This window comes from Sporosalibacterium faouarense (assembly GCF_016765695.1).
Lineage (GTDB): Bacteria > Bacillota > Clostridia > Tissierellales > VENL01 > Sporosalibacterium > Sporosalibacterium faouarense.
On the sequence record NZ_JAETGO010000037.1, the window covers coordinates 159,078 to 177,611 of the forward strand.

The 18,534-nt window shown below is 29.1% G+C and carries 26 protein-coding genes and 1 other annotated feature (1 of these 27 cut by a window edge); of the genes, 1 reads left to right on the forward strand and 25 read right to left on the reverse strand.

What is annotated here, in order from left to right:
- Positions 1–104: 104 nt before the first annotated feature.
- From JMO20_RS07285 to JMO20_RS07305, 5 genes are all read right to left on the reverse strand, one after another.
- Positions 105–575 (reverse strand): hypothetical protein, encoded by a 471-nt coding sequence (locus tag JMO20_RS07285; RefSeq protein WP_202708878.1) that lies wholly within the window; start codon positions 573–575, stop codon positions 105–107.
- Positions 576–695: 120 nt separating this feature from the next.
- A complete protein-coding gene (locus JMO20_RS07290; RefSeq protein WP_202708879.1) occupies positions 696–1,214 on the reverse strand; it encodes a GNAT family N-acetyltransferase in 519 nt (172 codons plus the stop codon).
- Between the two features lie 163 nt (positions 1,215–1,377).
- Positions 1,378–2,061, reverse strand: a complete 684-nt coding sequence (locus JMO20_RS07295; RefSeq protein ID WP_202708880.1) for a hypothetical protein — start codon at positions 2,059–2,061, stop codon at positions 1,378–1,380.
- A 50-nt stretch (positions 2,062–2,111) separates the two neighbouring features.
- A complete protein-coding gene (locus JMO20_RS07300; RefSeq protein WP_202708881.1) occupies positions 2,112–2,615 on the reverse strand; it encodes a kinase in 504 nt (167 codons plus the stop codon).
- Between the two features lie 94 nt (positions 2,616–2,709).
- Positions 2,710–3,105 carry a hypothetical protein gene (locus JMO20_RS07305; protein ID WP_202708882.1) on the reverse strand — a complete coding sequence of 132 codons (396 nt, stop codon included), beginning with the start codon at positions 3,103–3,105 and terminating at the stop codon, positions 2,710–2,712.
- A gap of 144 nt (positions 3,106–3,249) precedes the next feature.
- Here JMO20_RS07305 and JMO20_RS07310 point away from each other — a divergent pair, with 144 nt between their 5' ends.
- Complete coding sequence (locus tag JMO20_RS07310; RefSeq protein ID WP_202708883.1) at positions 3,250–3,663, forward strand: FliG C-terminal domain-containing protein; 414 nt, start codon at positions 3,250–3,252, stop codon at positions 3,661–3,663.
- Positions 3,664–3,760: 97 nt separating this feature from the next.
- Here the strand turns inward: JMO20_RS07310 and JMO20_RS07315 are convergent, their stop codons facing one another.
- The 20 genes from JMO20_RS07315 to JMO20_RS07405 form a co-directional block, all read right to left on the reverse strand.
- Positions 3,761–3,970, reverse strand: coding sequence for a DUF5412 family protein (locus JMO20_RS07315; protein WP_341533999.1), 210 nt, complete (start codon positions 3,968–3,970; stop codon positions 3,761–3,763).
- Between the two features lie 157 nt (positions 3,971–4,127).
- Entirely contained in the window at positions 4,128–4,808 is a 681-nt protein-coding gene (locus JMO20_RS07320; protein WP_202708884.1) for a CPBP family intramembrane glutamic endopeptidase, read from the reverse strand.
- A 123-nt stretch (positions 4,809–4,931) separates the two neighbouring features.
- Positions 4,932–5,126, reverse strand: coding sequence for a hypothetical protein (locus tag JMO20_RS07325; protein WP_202708885.1), 195 nt, complete (start codon positions 5,124–5,126; stop codon positions 4,932–4,934).
- A gap of 105 nt (positions 5,127–5,231) precedes the next feature.
- Positions 5,232–5,891: a hypothetical protein gene (locus JMO20_RS07330; RefSeq protein WP_202708886.1), complete on the reverse strand. Its 660-nt coding sequence runs from the start codon at positions 5,889–5,891 to the stop codon at positions 5,232–5,234.
- A gap of 38 nt (positions 5,892–5,929) precedes the next feature.
- Positions 5,930–6,745, reverse strand: coding sequence for a PP2C family serine/threonine-protein phosphatase (locus JMO20_RS07335; RefSeq protein WP_202708887.1), 816 nt, complete (start codon positions 6,743–6,745; stop codon positions 5,930–5,932).
- A gap of 438 nt (positions 6,746–7,183) precedes the next feature.
- Positions 7,184–8,032, reverse strand: coding sequence for an RsiV family protein (locus tag JMO20_RS07340; protein ID WP_202708888.1), 849 nt, complete (start codon positions 8,030–8,032; stop codon positions 7,184–7,186).
- Positions 8,033–8,418: 386 nt separating this feature from the next.
- Positions 8,419–8,544 carry a hypothetical protein gene (locus tag JMO20_RS20320; protein WP_279380074.1) on the reverse strand — a complete coding sequence of 42 codons (126 nt, stop codon included), beginning with the start codon at positions 8,542–8,544 and terminating at the stop codon, positions 8,419–8,421.
- A gap of 319 nt (positions 8,545–8,863) precedes the next feature.
- Positions 8,864–9,313: a hypothetical protein gene (locus tag JMO20_RS07345; protein WP_202708889.1), complete on the reverse strand. Its 450-nt coding sequence runs from the start codon at positions 9,311–9,313 to the stop codon at positions 8,864–8,866.
- A gap of 111 nt (positions 9,314–9,424) precedes the next feature.
- The gene (locus JMO20_RS20595; protein WP_341534002.1) at positions 9,425–9,676 is read right to left on the reverse strand and encodes a YitT family protein; all 252 of its coding nucleotides are present in this window, start codon (positions 9,674–9,676) and stop codon (positions 9,425–9,427) included.
- 20 nt (positions 9,677–9,696) lie between these two features.
- Positions 9,697–10,167, reverse strand: coding sequence for a DMP19 family protein (locus JMO20_RS07355; RefSeq protein ID WP_202708891.1), 471 nt, complete (start codon positions 10,165–10,167; stop codon positions 9,697–9,699).
- Positions 10,168–10,451: 284 nt separating this feature from the next.
- A complete protein-coding gene (locus JMO20_RS07360) occupies positions 10,452–11,255 on the reverse strand; it encodes a hypothetical protein (RefSeq protein ID WP_202708892.1) in 804 nt (267 codons plus the stop codon).
- Between the two features lie 31 nt (positions 11,256–11,286).
- The gene (locus JMO20_RS07365) at positions 11,287–11,727 is read right to left on the reverse strand and encodes a VOC family protein (protein WP_202708893.1); all 441 of its coding nucleotides are present in this window, start codon (positions 11,725–11,727) and stop codon (positions 11,287–11,289) included.
- Positions 11,728–11,847: 120 nt separating this feature from the next.
- Positions 11,848–12,051, reverse strand: coding sequence for a hypothetical protein (locus JMO20_RS07370; RefSeq protein ID WP_202708894.1), 204 nt, complete (start codon positions 12,049–12,051; stop codon positions 11,848–11,850).
- A gap of 95 nt (positions 12,052–12,146) precedes the next feature.
- The gene (locus tag JMO20_RS07375) at positions 12,147–12,791 is read right to left on the reverse strand and encodes a hypothetical protein (RefSeq protein WP_202708895.1); all 645 of its coding nucleotides are present in this window, start codon (positions 12,789–12,791) and stop codon (positions 12,147–12,149) included.
- Positions 12,792–12,894: 103 nt separating this feature from the next.
- Entirely contained in the window at positions 12,895–13,038 is a 144-nt protein-coding gene (locus tag JMO20_RS07380) for a hypothetical protein (protein ID WP_202708896.1), read from the reverse strand.
- 263 nt (positions 13,039–13,301) lie between these two features.
- Positions 13,302–14,312, reverse strand: coding sequence for a DUF5700 domain-containing putative Zn-dependent protease (locus JMO20_RS07385; protein WP_202708897.1), 1,011 nt, complete (start codon positions 14,310–14,312; stop codon positions 13,302–13,304).
- A gap of 271 nt (positions 14,313–14,583) precedes the next feature.
- The gene (locus JMO20_RS07390; protein WP_243414664.1) at positions 14,584–15,039 is read right to left on the reverse strand and encodes an NUDIX hydrolase; all 456 of its coding nucleotides are present in this window, start codon (positions 15,037–15,039) and stop codon (positions 14,584–14,586) included.
- Between the two features lie 858 nt (positions 15,040–15,897).
- Positions 15,898–16,620 (reverse strand): ATP-binding cassette domain-containing protein, encoded by a 723-nt coding sequence (locus JMO20_RS07395; protein ID WP_202708899.1) that lies wholly within the window; start codon positions 16,618–16,620, stop codon positions 15,898–15,900.
- The gene (locus tag JMO20_RS07400; RefSeq protein WP_202708900.1) at positions 16,613–17,293 is read right to left on the reverse strand and encodes an amino acid ABC transporter permease; all 681 of its coding nucleotides are present in this window, start codon (positions 17,291–17,293) and stop codon (positions 16,613–16,615) included. The genes JMO20_RS07395 and JMO20_RS07400 overlap by 8 nt, the downstream gene beginning before the upstream one ends.
- A gap of 112 nt (positions 17,294–17,405) precedes the next feature.
- Positions 17,406–18,233, reverse strand: coding sequence for a transporter substrate-binding domain-containing protein (locus JMO20_RS07405; RefSeq protein ID WP_202708901.1), 828 nt, complete (start codon positions 18,231–18,233; stop codon positions 17,406–17,408).
- A 179-nt stretch (positions 18,234–18,412) separates the two neighbouring features.
- Positions 18,413–18,534, reverse strand: a binding site (T-box leader) (it continues 92 nt past the right edge of the window).

Consider the following 18,534-nt stretch of genomic DNA (forward strand, 5'->3'; position numbering starts at 1 on the left):
GCAATTTACATTAGCTGTTCTTTCGCCATTTTTAGCCCTATATCCTCCTGTTACCTTACTCTAATAAATATATTTAACATATTTGAAATGAGTTTTGCCAAATACTAATCTATTCCAATATGTTTATTTTGCTTCTTAAAACCTATTTTAGGTTCAGAATTTTTATTGTTCCAATAGGTTATATACACCCAAGTCTTATCATTAATAATCTGAACGTTTTTAATTAACTCAGCACCATCTTCTGATTGTATAATCAAATTATGCGCTCCTTCTGACAAATTTTCGTAATAGTATGTTACCACATGTTGATCTCCAACACTAAAATCATCACTGAATATAGGCTCTCTATCTATAAAACCATTAATTTTAATAGTGTCTTTATTTAGGCTTTGATTACTTACCATTATTATTAAGTTTGATTCTCCTATTTTTTTCTCTGAATAATTACTATTATGTAGGACTCTCTTTTCTATAATTATTTCACCCTGTAAATAATTAACTTTATATACTCTCAACATAAGTATAAAAGCTATAAAAACTATTATTAGAAGTGTTATTACTACTTTTTTATTCATAATATACTACCCCCTAACAGAAATTACATACTTATCGTCGGTGAAATAATAATAAATAATATTTTCCTATGATTTTACCTTAAATAACTTTTATAATAAGTTGATATTAATACTACCTTATTATTCAGTTGCTAAAGGTATACTATATTTAAAAAGGTATTCATTTTCCTCTTCATCAAAAATAGTTCCTAATAACTTGCCGTTGTTCTTCTCTATAATTTTCTTTGAAGCTAAATTCTCTATATTACATGTTATAATTGCATCTTCTAGTCCTATCTTTCTTGCTTTTTCTAGTGCTAGTTTTAAAATCTGAAAACCATAGTCTCTATTTCTAAAGTCAGGTGAGATATCGTATCCTATATGACCAGCGCAGTCTATTTCCTCATGTCTAATCCTCACTACTCCAACAATATCTATCTTATTAATTAACCAGTAAGTTGAAGTTGTAACATCACCTTGAGATAAGTTCTTTCCCTTAGAATAATTATTTAAATCATTTAAATAATCTTGAAAATCTTTTAATGCTTTTTTGTATTTATTGAAGTAATGTTCATCATTTATTTTTCTATATGCTAAAGCATACTTTTTAAAACTTTTTTCATATTTTCTAGTTGGTTCTATTAACAATAATCGTTCCATATATCTCCTCCTTAAAACGATTCAATTTCAATTTAAAACTTTAGTTAACTGCCCTTACCATAATTAGCCATGGATTTTCTTCGTTCCACTCATATTAAATTCACTTCAATTAATAGTTTCGTTATATATCTAATACTTACTAGATTAAAAGTCTAGCTATGCTTTAATCATTAGATTCTTTAAATAGGTTTGATTCCTTATCACTCATATTTCTCTCATCAAAAACATATTCTATATGCATATCTAATTTATCCAGATAACTTCTTAATGCTAGAGCTCTCTCTTTATATAATTCTGCTAAAGCCCAACTTCTTTGAGACAAAGAAATAGTACCATATATAATTCTTTCATTATTTACTACATCTTCATTCTCAAATGCATTAGAAGCTTTAATAGCTGCTACTACATCTCCTTCATTTTCAGCAAAGTCGAGATAATATTCATATGATTTCTTTATACTATCTTTTATATCTTTATGCCCTGATTCTAATAATTTGTTATAAGCATGTCCCATTTCAGCTTTCCAGCACTCTTTATAAAAATTTGCATATACTCTTAAGCTTAATGTACTATTATTTGTAAATTCATGGGTTCTAAAAAATTCGTCAATAGGATTATGTTTTTCACTTGAAGAATCATTATTAACTAGTTCATTTTTTGCTAGATAATTTTTTGACCCTTTTATATTATCTTCAGAAGGATTTATCAACTCTTCTGCCATATTAGTTTTCTCATCATTCTTTTCCTTTACTTGACCACCTACTTGTATATTCCATAGAGAATAGACATTAAAACCAATACTAATTACTAATAAAATCACCAAAATAGGATATGTTTTTTCTTTCATACTATATAATGCAGTCCTTTCCATAAATCAAATAATTAAATCGTTTCTATCTATCTGCAAACATCTTCATATATCATTTCTACTATCTCATTTAAGCTTTGTTCTTTGTAAATATTAACCTCTGGAATAATTTTAATGAAGTTTTTTTCATTCCACCATTTCCTCATTTCCTTTTCTCCAAATTCATGGGCATTAGACTTGTTTTTGTGACGCTTTAAAGTTTCTTTAAAAGGTAAATCAAAGTAATATGCAAAAATTTGATTGTCAAATTCTATCTGAAGGTTTAGAAAAAGTCCCTTATACCACTCTGCATTTAAAATCCCTTCTAAAATGACTATATTACTATTCTTTTTCCCATAAATCGCCAGCTCATATAATAGTCTACTTGCCCTTGGATTAGGCCCATCTTTTACAAATAACATTTCTCTTCTAACAACATCTTGTGAAATGAGCATAGTGTCATGTCCAAATTTCTTTTGTAATGCCTTGCCAGTTGATGTTTTTCCACTTCCCGAATTTCCTCTTAAGATTATTAGTTTAACTGTTTCTCTCATAATTATCTTCCTTCTTTTACTTATAATAAATCATAATCATTTAAACTATTAATATGAATGATTTCTATGATTTTTTATGTTTTATTTTTCCACTTTACTTATTTCTATATTTTTTATCAATAAATTGATTTATCAATTCGATATCTTTTAAATCTTTTTCTCTGCCAAGGTCAACTTTATGTTTCTTAATACTTTCTAAACTACCCACAGGTAATCCCTCAATCATTTCAATTTCTTCTACATCCCAATTTTCAAAAAACTCAAATTCGGCCCCAACTTGTAGACTTCGACTATTATCATCTTCAAATTTTACTTTATAACCTCTTGATGCTAATTTCTCAATAATATTGCTAGTACAACCTAAGTCTATATCTCTTGTTTCTTCTTTTACACCATGTAATACTAGTGCTGCACCTGCCAATACCCAATATTCATTTATCGGTAAATTAAGCTCTTTTAATTTTTCAACAATATTTCCTTTTTTAAGCATAGAAAAACCTCCCTATTCTTAATGTTCTTTTACATACTAATTTTAGTATAAGTTGCTACTAACTCTGTACGTCCAATCTCCTTGCAATAGTTTTGTATTTATATTGTAATTACATATGCAATTAATTTAAAGGAGGTGAAATTTTTGCGTATTCCTATTATATCTATCGGTAACTCAAAAGGCATAAGAATTCCACAAGCAATATTAAAGCAATGTAATGCTGATAAAGAATTTGAACTAGAAGTAGAAGATAATCAAATAGTTTTAAAAACTATTAACCAGAAAAGCTATGACCTTTCATTTAATAACATTTCTAATATGACAGATAAAGAGATTCAAAATCTATTATATAAAGTCAATCCTACAACATTAAGCATTGCTTTAATAGATTGTGATGAATCTACTCAAAATAGAATATTCACCAATCTGTCTCAGAAAGCATGTAAAATGATAAAAAATGAAATTGAAAGATTGTCTCAAATGGATGCAAAGCAATTAATTATTGAAATGCATCGAGCAAAAATAGATAGTGAACTATCAAATATGATTCATAAGTAGAACTATTGCGTGTAGTCCAGTGATCCTAAATATTCTGGACTATACTTTCTGCATACTATTCGTTACTAATCAATCTTTAATAAAAATATACTCTCTTTTATTTTCTTCTATAATAATATATATCGCTCTTAACCTTTAATTTTTTGCCATTTATCTTAATCGTCTCATCATTTATCCATTTCATTTGAGCTTTTGTACAATTATATTGCCAATAAATATTTCTCGTTTTACCATTACTATTATTTTTCACACTAGCTAAAACCGCATAACTAGTTGTAGCACCACCATTATTTAAATAAGCTGTCACACCCACTAAACCTGCTATTACAATGCCTATTACTATAAGACTCAGCTTAGTTTTTTCTTCATATTCCTAATCCTCCTAAAATAAAAATCTTAACTTAGCAAAGAATATAGAGTTCACCACAAATCTCTAAACTAATACTCTTAAACTAATAAGTATCTCATGCAATAAAGTCAAGAGCTCCATGAATAAAAGAAGGTAATACAATATTACTATTACGTGTATATATATAGATAAATAATAAACTTCCTACAATCCCTCCACCAATCTCATTAAATATAGAATTTAAAAAAGATCCCTCTTTTAATACAATATTGACTGGTGCATGCATTATTCCAAAGAAAATCCCACTTAAGATAGTTCCATATTTTTTCCCAAAGCATACTACAAGTCTTGGCCATAGAAAACCTCTAAAAACTATTTCTTCACTAAAACCTAAAATACAAATGAAAAATATCAGATTATATATTATCGAACTTAACTCTTTTCCATTCAATATATGACCAATTGATATAATAGCAACTAAAATAATTCCTAATATAATTGAGCATCTCAAGCCATGTTGCCTAAATCCAATTGTTGATATTTTCTGATTTCTCAACTTCAAAATAATAAAAATAGCGATTATAGGTAATATGTAGAACCCTATACCAGATAATAATCTTCTTAACTCTTTAGAATAAATCTTGGTATTAATACCTAGCATAAAGTCTTTAAATAGATAAAAATCGATAAAACTAAATAGAAAATAGGTTATAATAAAAATGATAGCTATATAACCATCCTTTTTCTTAATATCCTTAAATATTTCTTCTGGAAATATCCCTTTATTTAATTTCATATTATCACTCCCTAATCAAAATCACATTTTTAAAAAACCCCTATAAATTTATTTTGTAATTTTGTGACAATTATGTCTAGACTTTTGATGTTCGTTCAAGTTATTTTATAGATAAAATAGCGTTTATATCTCCTTTACTAGCTTCCTGTTCTCCAATTCTTTTTCTAATACTTCAAAAATATTACTGTTTACTTTTACACTTTCCAAATATTTGATAAAGCTACTCTCTATATCTTTAAATGATTGTTTAAAAGAATGAATAAAATAATACTCAAAATCATCACTTATATTTGAATATAATTCTCTATAAGCTTTCATGCCAAAAAAAGTTAGATATTCCCCACCGAGTTTTGTCAAAGTACATTATATGTTGCATTTCCATTGAAAGACTTTACTCAAATCATTTAAAATATTTACATACAATCATCTCTCAACTGATACATACTGAATATAAGGTGTGGATTTCTTTTGAACACTAATATCAGGAAGATGCATTCCAAACTCTTTTAGATAGTCTCTTAGGTCATTTATTATTTCTTTAGGAAGTTTTTCATTAATATTTTCATACTCTATACAATAATTAGGTTCAAAGTATTCTATATCATCCCAGATCCTATTTTTTATAACATCATATAGCTTATCGCTCTTCTCTAAGGAATTAACTACAAGATAAAATTGAAAATATCCATATTCTAGTGGATTCTCAGCTAATTTATGATAATTTTCATTGAAAAATTTTGAGGCTGGAATACCATCTGGTATGGGACTAGGAATTATAGTTAGTACTTCTTCTAAAAATTTTTTTAACATTTCCAATCTTTCTTCTTGTTGATTTCCCCTCCAAAATGCAACTGCGAATTCATTTACATATTGCTCTTCTTTCCATGGATTCTCCTGCTCCGTTGAACCGTATTGGAATTTCAAAATATGTCCCATTTCATGAACTATATTATACCAATAAAAATACAACTCATAACATTGCTTGGCTTTCTTACCATTACCTTGAAACATCTCCGAGAATAAAGATTTAATTTCATCATCTAATTCTTCCCAACTTGAATAATATAACTTAATATGTCCCATTATAAAATCCCCCTAAATTTTTTAAATAATAGCTATTTCTATCTGGAAGGACGACAAGCTTTATTTTTATTGTAGTACGCCCATCCTATCGTAGTAGCACTATCCCTTCCCTTTTCTTCATTTACTCTATTCAATAAATTAAATATGTTGCTCTTAATATTTACCTTCCCATTATCCTCACTTTTTGTCAGTACATCATATATTAATTTTGAGTTTTCAAACGGTCTTTCTCCACATTCTAGTACTCCATCTGTAATTAGATAAATATAGTTCCAACCTTCTCTTAACTCTCTTATCCCTGTTGAATAACAAGGTACAGTTAAGTTTAATGAGTTGACTTGTCCAACCCATTGATAAAATTGTCTTTGATTCAGTTTATATTGTCCTAACTCTGCAAATTCAGGATGCAACAAATAAACCAAATTATCTCCAATTGAGAGCCACCACACGTATTGTTCTCTCTGAATACAAATTAAACAAGCTGTTTCTCCCTTTACTTTTTTACTCTTTTGCACAAATTCTTTACTTAGAAAAATATCTAAAATTAAATTTTCAACTTTAGCAAACATAGTCTCAATTGGTAAGTTTAGTACTGACAACAATTCTTCTTTGTACTTTATCATATAATTAAGAACCAATTTAGCACTCTCTGATGAAGTGTGAGCATCCAAAATCATTGCAAACTTCCAATCACTATCAGATAAAACAAATGCTCCATCTTCATTTTTGTCTGCACCAGCTTCTGTATTTCCACCATAACTCCCAATGTATATGCTGCCACATTTTTTTATATCTATCTCATCAAGATGCATTTCATCATTTCCAAGCCATTTTAACTCACTATATGTACTCATGAGACTTCCTCCTTTGTTTCCATTTTAATTTACCTTAAAAACATACTATCAAATTATCCGTTCCTACTAATATAAAACCTCTTCATATTATAAACAGTGTTAACTAACCTTTAAAGGAACAATCCTTAATCATGAATGTGATACCTAATATTCAAAGACTGTCCTACTAGATGCTTTTATGCAAATTTATTAATATCTACAATATTTAGATTCGTCGTTTTCCAAATCTTAACCTTCATTTTTCCATCCAATACAATATTATAAATATCATATGATTTATTAGTATTCATAACACTTTGTAAATAAAAATCTTACCTAGATTTTGATTTAACTTTAAATCCACATATTTATATCTATAAAAATAATATTCACTTATGAATGATTCCTACTCTTCTCTTGAAATATTAAGTGCCATACGGACATAAATTGTAATTGCTATTATTTTACTTCAATATCCAGCATATTAGAAATTAGTTCAAAAGATATTGAGAATACTTGTGGTCCAGCTGCTCCACATGCCAAATCATATTTAGGATAGAAAATTACTAGTGCATTTTCTGTAAGGTAAAAATTATTGGGATCAACCCCTCTAATACTCTCAAATCCAACACCAGAGTAAGCATCGTCAAAATTATATCCACTACCGTAACCCAGTTCTTTATTGCTATTAATTTTGGTCATAATTTCTTTAGACACAAATTCATATATGAAGTTCATATATTCATATTCATCTACTTTGAATACATCTCCTAGCTCCAATTTCTCTCCTGTATTTAGATTAAAAGTATCTCCTTCTATACCAGCCCATCCTACACCACCAGCTCCACCATTTAAGTACGCTGACATTGAAATGATATTTCCCAATACAGACTCAAGTTTGTAGTCAGCACTTCTATACCAATTGTCAGCTTCACCTTGTACCTTTATATTAGCTTCTTTTAAAACATCGAGTGGTAACTCATCATAGAAAAACTTTTCTTTATCAATAAAATATTTATTGATTTTAGGTATTCCATCGTAGTTACCTTTTAGTCGTGGTAACTTTAGTCTTAATTCTACAAAACCTTTTATATCATTGAAATACTTTTTATTAATATCAAATGTAGAAAAGCTCACTGTTTTATTGTCTGAATTTGATAGTTTTTCAGAATCACTCTCTGAAAATGATTTCTGAGATGGTTGTTGTAAATCACCTTTATTATTCTCGATTACATTACAACCAGAAAATACTAATACTAGATTTATTATAAAAATTATTATTGCAAATTTTTGTTTTCGATAATTCATTACTTTCGAGCTCCTTTTTTGTAATAGTTATGTATATGCAGACGGTTTCTATAATTCTATCTTGTACAATATAATTTTCCTATTTCTTCATTTGTAAAGTGTAATTTAGGCCCCTCTTTAGATTGCGTTTTTTTTCTCAATTCCTACTATAACTATTAATTCTTACTGCTAATATTATATATTCATATTTTATGTCAGATACTAGCTTAATAACTCCAGGTGATTTACTTCCTTTTGAAAAGCAAAATACGATTTGTCCCTCATTGATAACTCTTAATCCCTCTATCTAAATACCTAATATTAAATCATATTTCTAAATCTTCTCCCTCTAAATCTATTTCAATTTCTTTAACTATACTTCCTATATCTGCAGTTTGAAAATATTTTCAGGCTATCATCGCAAATCTAAAAACTACACCACTATTGCTATTTCCCACAAAAACTGAAGTAATTTTAGGTGCATCTAAAATTCTTTTCTTTACAACTTCATCTGTAATAATAGTGGTTAACATTCTAGCATTTTAAATACTTTTGAAATAAATCTTTAAAAAGTGCTACTCGTTAAATCTTTCTGCTAAAAAAGCAATACACCCTAGTACCCTAATTAATCTTAAAGCTAAACTACGTAATCGGCTTTACATCATAAATTTATTATATCAAATATTTCATATTAATAACACTTAATACAATAAATCCCATAATTGAACGAAAAAAATAGCTCTATATGAAATAGACCCTGACTATGTTTGTATCTAACTAAGGAATGTATTACGGTTACTTGTTCACAAAAACTTTCTTCTTTACCTATACTAAAGCATATTTCAGTCTATATTATGATTTTTTACACATACTTTTCCATTGAAGTCCTAACCACATTACTGTTGTTGGTATAAATGAAACCCAAAAAGCCCTTAAAGGATGTAGCCCACTAAATTTCTCATTTATAGGCACATAACATAATTCTAAAATTGGACTAACACTTGAATAATAAAAACTGTATATTACACCTTTTAATAGCTCAACATTTCTATATTCATGAAAATTATAAATTTTAAAATCAAAAACCCATATAATTATACCAACTAACCAAATTGATGAAAACGACATCAAATTCTTAAATAAATTCCCAGTATCAAGAAAACATCTTCCTAACACGAAATATATAATTACCGAAAAAGCAAATAATATATTTTGAGCAACTATATTTATAGAAGTTACCAACAATCCAATAGAAACAATTACTAAGTGTAATCCAAAAGCAATAAGATTTCTTTTTATCATTAAATCCCTCCTACATCTAAATCAAATTAAACCTCTAATCCTAATTTTGATATTTCATATAGGGCTTTAGGGGCAGCAATATTTTAGCACAATTATACTTAGTACAGTTTTCTATATTATATGGGGCGGATAAATACTTATAAATGCATTTTCGCCAATAGATAAAATTGCTTTCTTTATTTTTACAATCTGATTTTTCTTAACAATACAAAATAAAACATTCTTCTCGCCTTTAGTGTACATTCCTGTTCCTTTTAGCAGAGTAACACCATGCTTTATATCGTTTATAATGAAATTTGATATTCTTTCTGATTGTTCAGATATAATAAAAAGAGCTTTTCCTCTTATTGCTCCTTCTCTAATAAAATTATTACATTAACCCACTAACTAAAATATCTTATATTATCATTAATATACTCAATTAATAATTCGTCAATATTCTCTTCATACTTATAGCATTCATTATCTAAGGAGTCCCAAACAACTTCAGCTTTACTTATAATACTTTCTTTTATTTTTCTTCTTTCAAACATATCTTTTGGAACATAACTCCCAGGAAATTCCAATACAGCTTTTTCAAACAAGTTTTTAAATATAACTGATTTTACTTCTTTTAGTGCTTTCAATGTCTCTTCAGTATAATCTCCATATGAATGTTCAAAAAAAGATTCAAAGCCTCCACTATGTACTTCCATAATAAAATTCAAGATAAGATATACATTCAGTTCTTGAATCGTCATACCGTCCCTATCCTTTTCAAATGCATCATTTAATATTTGCCATACACTATTAGTTGCATCTTGTCCATCACTCTTTTTAAGTACATTTTTTACTCTCTCTTTTTTCTCTAACATAATACACTTCTCCTCGTAATCTAATATAGTATAAGCTCTCAAAAACCATCTCAACAATTAAGTATATTCCCCTTTGTACACAATCAGGTTTAATATCACATTATCCTATTAAAAATGATTACCAATTAGCAAACTTCTAATGATGTTGCTAGAGCAAATTGATAATCTTATACAAAAAATTCATTCATAACTCCTAAACTTCTCTCATAGACTTTCATTTCTATCTCCTCCATTTTCGTAAATTGGTATTGTACTAACCTTAAACACCCTATAATATCATCTAACTAAATCTTTGACTTATTATCTGCAGCTGCATCAAAATTTCGCAAATTCAAAAGTTGTCTTTTCCCTCTGTTTCCCTTTGATATTGTCAATTTACCATTTTCGTCATACTTACGTATAATATAATCACCTGTAAGTAAGTTGTAATCTTCCTCATCTACATAGACATTTCCATCTATACCTGTAAAACTCCCACCCAAGGTAGCTCCTATTAAAAACCAACCTTCATCTTGATAACGAAACCTATAATCCATAAACCATTTAGAACTTGAACCACCATAAAACTTTAATAAAATTGAACCTCTATCGATAATCATGTCTTGAAAAGGGTCTCCAAAAGCCCCTCCTTCATTCCTAAGAAGAATAGCTTTTTCTACCTTTATTGACAGTGTATAAGTATTATCCTTATTGCCAAAAGCTATTAATAAGTTTCTTGGATGTTCATACTCCAGTTGGTCACTTTTCTCAATTACAAATACTTTATCAGTTATATCATCTTTATTTAAATCACCTTCTGCCATAGCCAATTTACCATCACTTTTTTGTAAGACATGCCAGCCTGTAGGTATAAACGACGATATACTTTGAATATCATTATCATTATCATTTTTATTTTTGCTTTCACTTTGTGACCCACTATTAATATCTACATTTGAATTTTCCTTTGGTTTATCTTCTGTTGTAACCTGAGTTCTAATGTAAGTTCGATTCTCAATTTCTGATTCACTAATTTCATTTTTGTTCATACATCCAACTGCCCCAAGTAAACTAAATAATACTACTATTAACAATATAAATCTTTTCATCTTATCAATCCTTCCAAATACATCTTAAAACTTAACAGTACAAATTCCAACATACCCCATATTTGTCTATTAAACTTCCGAATAACTTATATGAGTTCTTAGTTTGTAAAGATATATTTATTTTACCCTCTGCTGATAATTTTTCATATATTTCTTTAATTTGTTCTCTGGTTATACAAGATACTTCAAAAGTAATATTATCAACATTATTTTTATTGCCAATATATCCCTTATTAAATGCCAAAACAGGTGAATCTGCCATAATGATAGAAAAGTAACTTTCTTTGTCTTTTATCTTTAATTCTGATCTAAATACTAACCTTTTTTCATCTTCAGAAAGTTGCATATTACTCATTTCTTTACTGTCTTCAAAAGTTTCAACGTTTACGTTTTCTATTTCAAATACTTCCTTGTAAAACTCAATTGCTTCCCTACAATTCCCGAAAAAAGTTATTCTTGATGAAATTTTCATTTTATATTTTCACTCCTTACTACTTATTTTAATTTATTGGCAAAACACTTCAAAACTTGCTTTGGTACATCCTTATATAAAAACTAAGTTAAGTAAATACTTAACTTAGTTTTATGCTTATTAGGAAAATAATAACGAATCTATTACTTGTTTGTTGTTAATAGGAAACCCTTTAACTGAAAGCTCTGGTAGTTGTGAAAAAGCTTTGTACATTGAGCCACAGGCACTACCAAGACTGTTCATTTGAATTGTTGTGATTGTATGAGGATTCTCTACCTTTCCCAAGGGAAAATCCATAACCATATAAGCCGTCTCATTATCCAACAGACGAATAGCACGAACTCCATACTGCCAGATTGACGGACAGGGAATACCCTTTTTTTAAGAATAAAATGTAAATAAGCTGCTTCAAATGTAGCTTATTCAACCTTCTCCACTTCACAATCAACAAGAGATGCATATTTTTTAAGCCACTCTAACATTTCAGAATCTGAAGAAACTTGATTCAAAGAATCACTTAGCACAAAATTGGCAGATGCTCCAACAATATTTTCATTTCCTGGATAGAAAGACACTATTGCGGAATACTTGCCTTCATAAAGATAAATATACAGAGTATTATTATCTAAACCTTCGCTTATGAAGCTATCCGATGATGTAATAGCAGAAGAAGCTGCTAAAACAAGTGATCCATTCAAAGCATTAACTCGAGAGGAAATCGTAGCAATAAATCGTTTTTCTACTTCTGTCTTTATCTCTTCAGGTATTCCAGTCATATCGCTGCCTACAAAATCATATATTTCTAGCCCTTTGGGAATCGTAATTTTGTATACTTCATTGGGCTTTGAATAATTTCCTTTTCCAATTTCTCTGATATTCTCTCCAACTTGAGTTAAAGCAAACATGAGATCTATATACTTATCGTTTTCAGCCATTATGTCCATTCTGTGAACCAAATCAAGTCCTTTTGTATAAAGCAAAGCATCTACATTTTCATTATTTGCAGTACAACCACCTAATAAGACAGTTAGCATTAAAGTTACAATAATAAAATATTTTTTCATGAAATTTACCTCCAATTAAAATAATAATTGTCATTACATTTTTTTATCATGGACTTTCAATATCTCTCTCCTTAATTCAGTAACAGATTTTCACTTATACATTTTACATTCCAATCCTTTCTAAATAACTCTCAAATTCAAATTTAAACCAACCTTTAATTTTAGCTTTTTCACTTATTGCTACTGTTAAGATATCATTTTGTAATTTTAATATGTTTACAATAGCCGCTCCAATTAGCTTGTCCAAACTTTCAGTTCTTCTTTTAAATGCTTTGTGGTCTATCTACAGTCTTGTCATCTATTGTGCAACCTCTTCTTGTTTGCGACAGCTTAAATCTCTACATAAAGTTGTTTATAATTACGAGATTATGAACTCCTAATACAGTGACTAACCCAGTTGGCGAGAAAATGTATTGCGCATGTCCCTAAATCCTGACCACAGTTCACCTGTAGATACAGCATTTATCATACGCTACCCAAGTTAATGCCTTTTATAGTGTATTAAGATATCTAAATAGAATCACTATAAATATTGTCTAGATATTCAATAGTTTTTCCATCAAGAATTTTTTCACCATTCTTTATTTCTATAGAATGGTGATATTTTAATAAAAATTTAAAAGGATTTCCCACACAACTTTTCAACTCATCTAAACCAAATACATCTTCAATATTTCTCCCCATAGAGTATCCTAGCGGATGAATAATTTGGTTTCTCATTAGAAAATCATATAAATTAATAGATTCTTTTTGGAATTCTAATTTGTTTTTTAACATTTCCCCAAACTTTTTCATATAACTAACTGGGTTATTCAAAACATCTTCCATTAGTACTTTTTCCATAAATCCCAAGAATTCATATATAAAACTTAATCCTTTAAAGCTACACATATCGGCTATTCCTTCATTTTCTAAAGCAAATAGAGATTTGACTACATCTTCATGTCCTTCTTTCGTCTGCTTATAGATACCTCTAATATGACTCTTCATATAATGATGTAGCTCATGAGCTAATAAATCATTAACCTGCTCTTCATTCAATTGACTTAAAAAAGAGACATCTAGTAATACTTGTCCTTTTTCAACGCAAGCATTATTCATAAATATGTATAACTCCATATCAATTTCAATATCCGAATCCAAAACAGGTAAATATTTTAATGCTTTTGAAATAAAATCTTTTTCATTAATTATTTCTTTTATTCTTTCTACATTGGCGTACAAGCTTTCAAAGTTATTTAACGCCCATAAAACAGAATCAATAATATTCTCTTTTATTGGATCTTTTTCTATATTACTTTCAATTAATTTCAAGTGTCTACAATATGCTTCATAAAACAAATTTACCCAGTGTTCTCTCTTTGTAAGACCAACATTTTTACCAAATAACTTTATCATTTTCTCATATGAAAATGTATTAAATAATATTTCTATGTCTTGTTTTTTTAGTACTTTTTTAGTATTAAATACATCGTAAAAGCAATCAAATCCTTCAGTAGATAAAGTGATTTTTACTCCCATAGAATCTCCTCCTTATATGAATACTCGTGACATATAATATCTTAGTATTTACGCTACCTTCAAGCTGAAAGTCTAAGAAATGCCTCTTAGTAAAGATTTTCTTTCAGTAAGAATATTTAGTACACAATCTCCAAAAGTTTGTCGCTAGTGCATATCTGTGAAAACATTGAAGACCACTATCTGTTTTATGTGTGATGGCAACTGTAGCATTGTATTTAATTAATAAACCTGAAATATTTTATATAAGTAGTACTAGTTAATTATTGCATTTCTATCTTTTTAATAAATATTCTTCATGTACTTCGATTTCATTAGATGAATTTATTTGATACCCTACACATGAAAAACTTGATTGATACTCTAATGCTTTCCTCAATCTTAACTGTTGTTTTGCTCTTACTATGTCTAGAGCTTCCTCCTTAGTAACCCACTTTACTTCACTACTTTCATCACTGGTTCGCAACTCACCTGATATGTATTTGCATATAAAGTCAATTGTAACAATTGTTGGAACTTCTTTAACTCCATTGTATCCATTCTTCTTTTTTGTATTTGAATATATTCCTACAATATTTTTTATGTCAACATTAACGCCTGTTTCTTCTTTTATTTCTCTAATCAATCCTTGTATAACGGTTTCACCTGGTTCTACGATTCCACCTGGATACTCCCTCCCTTTACGAGGATTATTTATAAGTAAAATTTCCACTATATAATTGGTTTTCAACATGAATTCATTATATCAAATATTTCATATTAATAACACTTCATACAATAAATACCATAATTAAAGCAAAAAAATAAATCCATAATTTCTATGGATCTTGCACTTAGTACATGAAAAAATATTTGATATTGAAAGCATAAGTCAAAATATTCAAAACTATCTCAAAATATATAGATTGATTTATATCCTTTCTTCTGAATCAATTGTTTATACCATAAGAAAAACTGGGTCAATAAAGAAATATCCAATATTTGATAGGGAATAAAAATGTTGAAGAAAGCACTGCTGTCTATTAAGTATTATAAATATTGTTTGACAACACGATATAACTGAAATGATAAACTGTATTTTAACCAACCTTTTATTTTATCTATATCAGGAAGATTAACTATAGAATTTGGTTTGAGAGGATACTTAAATAAACAACTTACATCTTGCCGTCATTCAGGACTAGATATCTCTACACTAACAGGAACTTGAGATAATTGCCACAAATACTGGAAAAGTAAACTCTCAATGTCTTTATCCCTAACTGGTAACTCTATTTATAACCCAGATTTAGATTCTGAATATTTGCTATACAATGAGCTTGTTACTTATGATAATTATAAAATCTTGTTTAATTTATAGTGATAGCCTTATATCGTTATTTGTATTATTCAAGAAAAATATATAGTTAGGAAGGACTTGAAATATTTAAACTTACTAGAGTAAAGTTTATATATTTTTCTTGAATGTTTTTAATATTTTAGTTAGGTCCTCATATACTTTATCAGACAAGATTTAACTATATGTTCAGAATCTTAGAGAATTTATAATCTTTAAATACACATATTTTTTTGCTTTCTGATTTATATATTATAAAATCTTATTTAAAAACTCCTTAGTCCTTTTCTCTTTAGGGTTCTTGAAGAACTCTTCAGGTGACCCTTGCTCTATCACATATCCATTGTCCATAAAAAGAACCCTGTTGCCAACTTCCTTTGCAAATCCCATTTCATGAGTAACTACTACCATAGTCATCCCTTCATTGGCTAATTCCTTCATAACCTGTAGCACTTCCCCTACCATTTCTGGATCTAAAGCTGAAGTAGGTTCATCGAATAGCATAACCTTAGGACTCATCGCAAGTGCTCTAGCAATAGCTATTCTTTGTTTTTGTCCTCCAGATAATTGAGATGGATAGTTTTCTGCCTTATCTTCAAGTCCTACTCTCTTTAGAAGATTTAATGCTAAAGCCTCCCCCTCTCTTTCGACTAAACCTTTCAGCTTCTTAGGAGCAAAGCATATATTTTCAAGAACTGTCATATGAGGAAATAAGTTAAATTGTTGAAACACCATTCCCATCTGTTGTCTAATAACATTTATATTATTATTCTTTGTTAATATAGATTGATTTTCAAGTAAAATGTCTCCAGAAGTTGGTTGTTCAATCAAATTTAAGCATCTTAGGAACGTACTCTTTCCCGAGCCACTTGGTCCTATCACAACGACAACTTCGCCTTTGTGAATTACTTCATTGATTCCATTTAAAACGTCTACTTTCCCAAATTTTTTATATAAATTTCTTATTTTAATCACCTTGACTCATTCTCCTTTCGGCAACTCCTAATAGCTTAGACAATGTAAATGTCATAATAAAGTAGATAATGGCAGCTATAATAAGAGGTTCAAAGGGCTGAAATAAATTTCCTCTAACAGTATCTGCATTATACATGAGCTCTTGAATACCTATAATTGATACAATCGATGATTCCTTAATAACAACAATAAATTCATTTCCTAATGCAGGTAGTATGTTTTTCAAAGCCTGAGGAATGATTATGTTCTTCATAGCCATAGCATGAGGCATCCCTAAAGATCTAGCTGCCTCCATTTGACCTTTATCAACTGCTTGTATACCTGCTCTAATTATTTCAGCTACATAAGCCGCACTATTAATGGATAGAGTGATAATTCCAGCTATAAAATCTCCATAGGTATCTCCTATAACAGGTATTGCAGTAAAGTCAACACCCATTCTAGGTAATCCATAATAAATTATATATAATTGCACCAACAATGGAGTCCCCCTTATAAACTCTACATATGATGCACTAATCCACTTAATTATTTTTTTCTTAGAAAGTCTCATAAGAGCCAAAAGAGTTCCAAGAATTACACCAATAATTACTGTAAAAAATGAAAGTAGTATTGTATTTTTACTTCCTTCTAAAAAAAACAAATAATACTTACTTAAAAAACTAAAATCCATTCTTATTTACCTCCTATTCTACTTATCTTTTGTTTGGTAAAAGTGTTTAGAAACTAGGGAAAAGGTCCACCCTAGTTTCTAATGAATATAAGAGTTTTGTATATTTATACATTTATTCAATCAATTCTGTAGCTTTAGTTACGAAATTTTCAATTAGTTTTTCTTTCATCAAACGGTCTAAAGTATTGTTTATTGCATTAACAAGTTCAGTACTTCCCTCCTTAAGGGCTACTGCAGACCCTCCTTCTTCCTCATCAAATTTGATTTCAGAAACCAAAAGATCACTATTCTTTGATACATATGCCTTTGCTACACCAATCTCTACAACAACTGCATCAATCTTACCATATTTTAGCTCAAGCATGAGATCTGATACTTTTCCTAATGCCTTTATTTGACCTCCTGGAATTTGCTCAGTTGCTATTTCTTGCTGAATAGATCCTTTTTGAGCTCCTATTTTTTTACCTTCTAAATCTTGTAAAGATGTTATATTTTCTACATTATCTTTTTTTACCACTAAGGCTTGTACAGTTCTATGATATATCTTTGAAAAGTCAACATTCTCTTCTCTATCTGGAGTAGGCGTCATTCCTGCAACAACAAAATCAACATTTCCTGAATCTAATGCAGCTAATAATCCCTCAAACTTCATATCCTTTATTACTAGCTCAACTTCAAGATCCTTAGCAATTTCCTTTGCAATTTCAATATCAAATCCAACTATCTCATCCTTACCATCTATTTCTTTATGGAACTCGTAAGGTGGATAATCAGCGCTTGTCCCTAGTACAATCTTACCTGAAGCTTTTATTGCTTCTAATTGACTTTCTTGCTTATTTACATCTACTTTTTCAGTTGTAGACCCACATGCTATTAATCCTAGAACCAATACTCCTATTAGTGATACTAAAAAAAACTTCTTAAATTTATTTTTTGACATTATTAAATCCCCCTTTGATAGTTTCTTTATCCGAGAAAATTGCATATTAAGATTCTGGTAAGAATGTATTTTACTTGTATATATGCAATCCCCTACTCAACTTACATTGTATCTACATATGAACTTATCAACCGGTTGAAAACAGTTTTTTATGCAATAAAAAAACTCATCTCTTATAATTAAGAGACGAGTAAAATCCCGCGGTACCACTCTTTTTGATATGACTATGGCATATCCTCCTCTTCCCCGTAACGGTGGGATCCGTATTTTCCTACTACTATTTCAAAAAATCTCCTCATGG